General features: G+C 66.6%; 9 protein-coding genes. 2 read left to right on the forward strand and 7 right to left on the reverse strand.

What is annotated here, in order from left to right:
• Both QZT59_RS09110 and QZT59_RS09115 read right to left on the reverse strand, forming a co-directional pair.
• Positions 1-362, reverse strand: a 362-nt coding sequence (locus QZT59_RS09110) for a PIN domain-containing protein (RefSeq protein WP_290814569.1), incomplete at its 3' end; no start/stop codon positions are given.
• A complete protein-coding gene (locus QZT59_RS09115) occupies positions 362-589 on the reverse strand; it encodes an AbrB/MazE/SpoVT family DNA-binding domain-containing protein (protein WP_290814572.1) in 228 nt (75 codons plus the stop codon). The genes QZT59_RS09115 and QZT59_RS09110, both read right to left, overlap by 1 nt.
• A 132-nt stretch (positions 590-721) precedes the next feature.
• On the opposite strand from QZT59_RS09115, the gene QZT59_RS09120 reads away from it, so the two are divergent.
• Entirely contained in the window at positions 722-1,468 is a 747-nt protein-coding gene (locus tag QZT59_RS09120) for a competence/damage-inducible protein A (RefSeq protein WP_290814575.1), read from the forward strand.
• An 88-nt stretch (positions 1,469-1,556) separates the two neighbouring features.
• Here the strand turns inward: QZT59_RS09120 and QZT59_RS09125 are convergent, their stop codons facing one another.
• Positions 1,557-2,051 carry a GNAT family N-acetyltransferase gene (locus QZT59_RS09125; RefSeq protein ID WP_290814578.1) on the reverse strand — a complete coding sequence of 165 codons (495 nt, stop codon included), beginning with the start codon at positions 2,049-2,051 and terminating at the stop codon, positions 1,557-1,559.
• 79 nt (positions 2,052-2,130) lie between these two features.
• The gene (locus QZT59_RS09130) at positions 2,131-2,799 is read right to left on the reverse strand and encodes a metal-dependent hydrolase (RefSeq protein ID WP_290814581.1); all 669 of its coding nucleotides are present in this window, start codon (positions 2,797-2,799) and stop codon (positions 2,131-2,133) included.
• 163 nt (positions 2,800-2,962) lie between these two features.
• Here QZT59_RS09130 and QZT59_RS09135 point away from each other — a divergent pair, with 163 nt between their 5' ends.
• A complete protein-coding gene (locus QZT59_RS09135; protein ID WP_290814584.1) occupies positions 2,963-3,673 on the forward strand; it encodes a helix-turn-helix domain-containing protein in 711 nt (236 codons plus the stop codon).
• A gap of 63 nt (positions 3,674-3,736) precedes the next feature.
• Here QZT59_RS09135 and gcvH read toward each other — a convergent pair whose 3' ends face one another.
• From gcvH to QZT59_RS09150, 3 genes are all read right to left on the reverse strand, one after another.
• A complete protein-coding gene (gene gcvH / locus QZT59_RS09140; protein WP_290814587.1) occupies positions 3,737-4,120 on the reverse strand; it encodes a glycine cleavage system protein GcvH in 384 nt (127 codons plus the stop codon).
• Entirely contained in the window at positions 4,120-5,229 is a 1,110-nt protein-coding gene (gene gcvT, locus QZT59_RS09145) for a glycine cleavage system aminomethyltransferase GcvT (protein ID WP_290814589.1), read from the reverse strand. The genes gcvH and gcvT overlap by 1 nt, the downstream gene beginning before the upstream one ends.
• A gap of 156 nt (positions 5,230-5,385) precedes the next feature.
• On the reverse strand, positions 5,386-6,324 hold a 939-nt coding region (locus QZT59_RS09150), incomplete at its 5' end, for a GEVED domain-containing protein (RefSeq protein ID WP_290814592.1).

The following is a 6,324-nucleotide window of genomic DNA, read 5'->3' on the forward strand; positions in this document are numbered from 1 at the left end:
ACGGACCTCAGGTCGAGGCGGGACGTCACGCCCTCGTACGTCCCGTCGCTCGAAACGATAGTATCGCCGTTCGATTCGTCGCGGCAGAGTGCATCGAACGGTGTGAAACCGTGGTCTTCGACGTAGGTCGCCGCAGCGAGGACAGTCTCTCGGTCGCCGCGTATTTCGACGAGATCGGCAGCGTTCGTGACGACCCGTTCGGTGTCCAGTTCTTCGCGGCACGCGACGAGGAGGAGTTCGATGAGCGTGAATTGGGACGTCCACGACTCGTCTCGATGACGTCGGTAGACCGACTCGGCGGCTTCGCCGAACCAATCTTCGCCCCTGATGAGGGCGAGGAGAAAATCCGTCTCCGCGTACATTACCGTCCTGCCTCGTCGAGCGCGGTCTCGCGTGCTTCGTCGCGAAGTTCGTCAGCGGATTTGTCGATATCGGAGAACTCGTCTCTAAGCGCCTCCAGCGGGTCGTCAGCCACCGGAATCAACTCGAGTCCGTCGGGAAGCTTCACGATGTGATACCGGTCGCCGTATCGTTCTCGGACGGCCGTCGCGAGTATGCCGGGGAGTTTATTCGTCGAACCGGTACCCACACTTCCGACGTCTCGGTCCGGTCAATCGCTGGCGTCCACTTGTACGTTGCCAGTTTCGTGGTTCCGAAACGGGTGGGCGTCCTCGGGTCGAGCGGACGACGCGCCTAATTCCCTTCGACCCGACCACCATGTATGCACGTTGCGATCGTTTCCGTCGGCGACGAGCTCCTCGCCGGCGAGACGACGAACACCAACGCGACCTGGCTCGCGGCGGAGATCGCCGACCGCGGCGGGACCGTTCGACGGATCGTCACGATCCCCGACGATCGGGTCGTCATCGCGGACTACGTCGATCGCTGGCGCGAGGCGTACGACGCCGTGATCGTCACCGGCGGACTGGGCGGGACGCCCGACGACGTGACGATCGACGCGGTCGCCGACGCGCTCGACCGCGAACTCGTCGTCCACGAGGCCGTTCGAGAGCGACTGGTCGAGAAGGGACGAATCCTCCGGGAGAACCGCCCGGAGCTCTTCGAGGAACACGACCTCGAGTTAGATCCGGCGACCGGCGCCCGGCTCCCGGAAGGGTCGCGGTCGATCGTCACCGACGCCGGGTGGGCGCCCGGCTGCGTCGTCGAGAACGTCTACGTCTTCGCCGGATTTCCGGAGGAGATGCGAGCCGCCTTCCGGCGGGTGGCCGACGAGTTCGACGGCGCAGCGACCAGCCGCTCGGTATTCACGCCGGTGCCGGAGGGCGCGTTGAACGGCCTGCTCGCGGAGATCCGCGACCGGTTCGACGTCGCCGTAGGGAGCTATCCCCGGAAGGGATCGGCGCCGGGGCGCGTGAAAGTGTCCGGGACGGACGCGGACGAGGTAGCCGACGCCGTCGCGTGGATCCGGGGACAGATCGAGACGGTCGATCCGCCCGCCGAGGACTGACCGAGTCCGCGACCCCATCGAGGAGATCGGGGAGGACCTCGGAGGGAACGTCCCGTCCACGTCCGAAGCGTGGCCGATCGATCGGGACTCAGAGTCTGCGGGCCACCATCTCGCCCCAGGGCTCGAATCCGTGGCGGCGGTAGAAATCGTACGCACGCTCGTTGTCCGGATCCACGTCGAGGACGAGCCTGTCGAGCGGCAGGTTCTGACTCTCGGCGACTGCGACCGCCGTCTCGAGGAGCGCATCCGCCACGCCCGTCCCGCGGCGGTCGGGGTCGACGTAGATCTCGTTGAGCACGGCCGCGTCCCAGATCATCGAGAGCCGCTCGGGCAGGACGAAGACGTAGCCGACCGCCTCACCGTCGACCGTCGCGAGCGAGACGGCGCGGGGCTCGTCGGCGAGACTGCGCTCCACCCACGCGAGGTACCGATCCCGGTACTCGTCGGTCAGTTTTCCCGCGTAAGCCGTTCGCTTTTCGTCCCCGCCGGTTTCGTTCGCGAGCTCCAGTTCGAACGCGCGCTTCAGTCGCCACAGTTCATCGCGGTCGGTTTCCGGGTCGTACGGCCAAACCTCGATCGTCATCGGCGGCCGTTCGCCGCCGGCGACCTTCGGCGTGTCGGTACGGAAGGGGTCGGCCATCGCCGCGCCGTCACGTCGTCGGTTACTCCTCGTCTTCGTCGCCTCGAAGGCCCTCCCAGATTCGGATCCCAACCGTGAGGTAACCGGCCAGTGCGACGACGAACAGCTCACCCGAGTACGCGATCGGGAAGATCCGCTCCGTCTCCTCGTCGGCGTCCGGCCCGGGATCGAAGCCGGTCGAGTAGTGGGTGTCATCGGTCGTCCCCCGGTCGGTCGACTCGGCGAGCGTCCGCGTGCCGTCGTTTGCCGTGGAGAATTCGACGAACGTCTGGACGAGTCCGTCCCGGTCGGAGACGTAGAGCTTACCGGAGAGGTCGTAGAACTGGTCGTGCAGCGGCCAGAACAGGTTCACCCCGTTGTAGAAGGCGTCGAGGAGGATGTGCGCGACGAACAGGGTCAGGAGGCTCACCCAGGCCACGCGGTAACCGTACTCGCCCCAGCGATCGCGGACGAACGATTCCTCGCGGAGCTCGACGTCCCAGTACAACACCGCGGCGGGAACGATCACGACGAAGACGTTGTGTAACGCCGCCCGGTGTGTGCCCTCCCAGTAGATGCCGATTACCGTGTCGAGGTCGATGACGGCGGTGACGGCCATCACCACCAGGATCGCCCTGGTGTCGAACTCGTCGCCGAGCAGCGCGGCACCCATCAGCCCGGCCAGGCCGACGTGGACGACGGTCGAAGGCATGTCCCCCATCAGGGCGTCACCCGTATTGTGTGTTCCCCTCGCGCGACAGTCTCGACGACAGAGACGAGGCGGGGGATCGGGACGACCGGCCGCCCACACCGTCGAATCCGGCAGCGACAAGAAACCCGGTAGCTACAAGAAACGACCGCTCGATCCCACGACCATGACCGAACGCGGCCCCCGCGAGCAGCTCGCCGAGAAGATCGCGGGCGAGATCACCCTGAGCGAGGATCCCGGCGCGACGCTCCGGAAGTGGCGGACGGACTTCGACGTGGCCCAGACGGAGCTGGCCGCAGAGCTCGACGTCTCCTCGTCGGTGGTCTCCGACTACGAGAGCGGACGACGCGAGAGTCCCGGCATCGGGGTGATCCGCCGACTCGTCGAGGGGCTCATCGCCATCGACGAGCGCCGGGGCGGCGAGCGCATTCGCCAGTACGCGCGAGTGCTCTCGGCCGGCTTCGAGAGCGACGTCGTTCACGACCTCCAGGAGTACTCGACGGCGCTTCCCCTGTCCAGATTCTACCGGACGATCGACGCCACCGAGGTCGAACCGGGGAACCACGACCGCATCAGCGGCCACACGGTCATCGACAGCGTTCGAGCGATCACCCGCCTCTCGAGCGAGGAGTTCGTCCGACTCTACGGGCAATCGACGAACCGTGCGCTGGTGTTTACCGGCGTTACGGGCGTGAGTCGGGGCCTGGTCGCGCTCCGGGTCGTCACCCCGACGCCGAACGCCGTCGTCCTCCACGGTATCGACGATGACGACCTCTGGGAGCACGCCGGCGACCTCGCTCGGATCGACGGCTACTCGCTCGCGGTGACGGAGACGCCGCTCGAAGAGGTGCTCGACCGACTGGTCGGGTTCGAGTAACGCGGCCGAGGCCGGCGCGAATCCCCGGAGCCCCGGAGCGTTCTCGGCGACGACGGCGACGGCTCAGGCTACCTGGTTTTCGTACTCGTCGGCACTCAAGAGCGAATCGAACTCGCCGGCGTCCGAGGGCTCGATCTCGAGCATCCAGCCGTCTCCGTAGGGGTCGTCGTTGACGAGTTCGGGCGCGTCGAAGAGGGCATCGTTCACGCCGACGACCTCGCCGCTCACCGGGGCGTAGAGGTCGGAAACGGCCTTGATGGACTCGATGACGCCGAACTCCGCTTCCTGAGCGATCTCGTCACCTTCCTCCGGGAGTTCGACGAAGACGACGTCGCCCAGTTCGTCCTGGGCGAAATCGGAGATGCCGACGCGGACGACGCCGTCGGTCTCGTGGGCCCACTCGTGCGATTCCAGGTACCGCCGGTCCGATGGGATCTCGAAGCTCATTATACCGTATCGACGAAGGGGATGGTTTCAACTCTTGCCTTTTTCGGCTCGCCGCGGACGCGGATGCGAAGGGTCGTGCCCGCGTCTGCGTGCTCCACCGGAACGTACGCGAGGCCGACGGGCTCGCCGAGGGTCGGACTCATCGTTCCGCTCGTGACCGTCCCGATCACCTCGCCGTCGGGCTTCGTCACGTCGTAGCCGTGACGGGGGACGCCGCGGTCGATCAGCGTGAAGCCGATCAGCTTCTCGTCGACGCCTTCCTCGCGGACGCGCTCCAGGGCGTCTCGGCCGACGAACTCCGTGTCCAGCTTCACCGTGAACCCGATCCCGGCTTCGTACGGGTTCCGTCGGTTGTCCGCTCGATCGAAATCCTGTCCCGAGAGGAGGAAGCCGGCCTCGAGGCGCAGCGTGTCGCGCGCGCCGAGTCCGCAGGGCTGACACTCGTCTGCGAACGCGGCCCAGACGTCGTCGGCTCGCTCCGCGGGCGCGATCAGTTCGAAGCCGTCCTCGCCGGTGTAACCGGTTCGGGCGGTCCAGCACTCGACGCCGTCGACGGTCGCGTACGCGGCCTCGAACCGCGAGAGCTCTTCGACGTCCGACGGGTCGGCGACCGCCTCGCGGACGACCGCCCGCGCGCGGGGTCCCTGCACGGCCACCATGGCGTACTCCGTCGTTCGGTTCGTCACCGTCGCGTCGAGGCCCCACTCGTCGCGGTGGATCGTCCAGCGGTCGGTCATCGCCTCGTCCGAGCCGGCGTTCGGCACGAACAGGTAGGCCGCCTCGTCGGTCTCGTCGGGCAGTCGGTAGACGACCGTGTCGTCGATGACGGTCCCGTCCTCGTCGGTGATCGCCGCGTACTGGGAGTCGCCCGTGTCGAGGGACGTCACGTCGTTCGAAGTCAGCCGCTGCATCAACGTCGTCGCGTCCGGTCCCGTCACCTCGAGCTGGCCCATGTGCGAGACGTCGAAGATCCCGACGTCCGATCGGACGGCTTCGTGCTCCTCGCGAATTGAGTCGAACTCGACCGGCATCTCCCATCCGCCGAACTCCGTGAATCGCGCTCCGCGGTCGTCGTGGATCCCACGCAGCGGCGGCGTCTGAAGCGACATGCGCGGTAAGTCACCTCCCGAGAAGTAATGTCTTTTCGTCCCGGTTTTCCGCGGTTCGCCGGCGGCACGTGGGATATCCGCCGCGATATCGGACGATCGCCGAAAAGCGCGAATCCCCGGAGGAGGACGAAGTCCCGGACGGACCGGCCAGCGTGATTACCGCACGTGGATGGTGACGTCGTTGACCTCGCCGTACTCGTCGGTGTCGTCAGGCGCTCTGAAGTCGCTCCAGCTGAGCCTGACGCGAGCGAGCGTCGTTCCGGTCGCCGCGTCGTCCGGCACGTCCACGGTGGTCGTGTAGGTGCCAGCCGAATTGACGCCGCTCATGATGGCGTAGCCGTCTGCGGTCGACCAGTCCTCGTTCTGGTCCCAGTCGACGTGGACGCTCCCGTAGTGGTCGTCGTAGCCGCCGTCGTCGAAGGTCATCGCGAGTTCGAACGAGCCGCCCTGCTCGACCTCCACGACGTCGGGGCAGGTAAAGTCGTAGTAGGCGTCGTCGCCCGAGGTCTCGACGACCTGGCCATCGACGTCCAGCTCTTGGACGTGCTCGAATCCGTCGGTGCCTGTTCCCTCAGGCCAGTTCGACGCGTCTACGCAATCGCCGTCGTCCTCGTCGTCCTCGTCGTCCTCGTCGTCCTCGACGTAGACGGTGAAGTCGTTCACCTCGCCCCATTCGCCCTCGTCGTCCGGATCGTCGAAGTCGCCGTAGCTGAGACGCACGCGGGCGAGCGTGCCGCCCAGTTCCGCGTCGTCGGGCACCTCGACGGATGCGGAGTACGTCTGGCTATCGTCGCCGACGCCGGACATGATCTCGAAGCCGTCGGCGGTCGACCAGTCCTCGTTCTGGTCCCAGTCGACGTGGACGCTCCCGTAGTGATCGTCGTAGCCACCGTCGTCGAAGTCCACGGCGACCTCGAACGTCCCGCCACGCTGGACGGTGACGACGTCTGGGCAGGCGAAGTCGTAGTAGGCGTCGTCGCCCGAGGTCTCGACGACCTGGTCGTCCATATCGACCCGCTCGATGTACTCGTATCCGTCGGTGCCCGAACCCGCGGGCCAGTTCGACGCGTCGACGCACTGCTCGTCGTCATCGTC

It is taken from the genome of Halovivax sp. (assembly GCA_007119345.1).
In the GTDB taxonomy this organism is placed as follows: domain Archaea; phylum Halobacteriota; class Halobacteria; order Halobacteriales; family Natrialbaceae; genus Halovivax.

What these genes read in the sequence shown, in the direction of transcription:
- QZT59_RS09130 (WP_290814581.1), bottom strand. Translation starts at nt 2,799, where the DNA reads ATGCCTTCGACCGTCGTCCACGTCGGCCTGGCCGGGCTGATGGGTGCC.
- QZT59_RS09120 (WP_290814575.1), top strand. Translation starts at nt 722, where the DNA reads ATGCACGTTGCGATCGTTTCCGTCGGCGACGAGCTCCTCGCCGGCGAG.
- gcvT (WP_290814589.1), bottom strand. Translation starts at nt 5,229, where the DNA reads ATGTCGCTTCAGACGCCGCCGCTGCGTGGGATCCACGACGACCGCGGA.
- QZT59_RS09135 (WP_290814584.1), top strand. Translation starts at nt 2,963, where the DNA reads ATGACCGAACGCGGCCCCCGCGAGCAGCTCGCCGAGAAGATCGCGGGC.
- QZT59_RS09125 (WP_290814578.1), bottom strand. Translation starts at nt 2,051, where the DNA reads ATGACGATCGAGGTTTGGCCGTACGACCCGGAAACCGACCGCGATGAA.
- gcvH (WP_290814587.1), bottom strand. Translation starts at nt 4,120, where the DNA reads ATGAGCTTCGAGATCCCATCGGACCGGCGGTACCTGGAATCGCACGAG.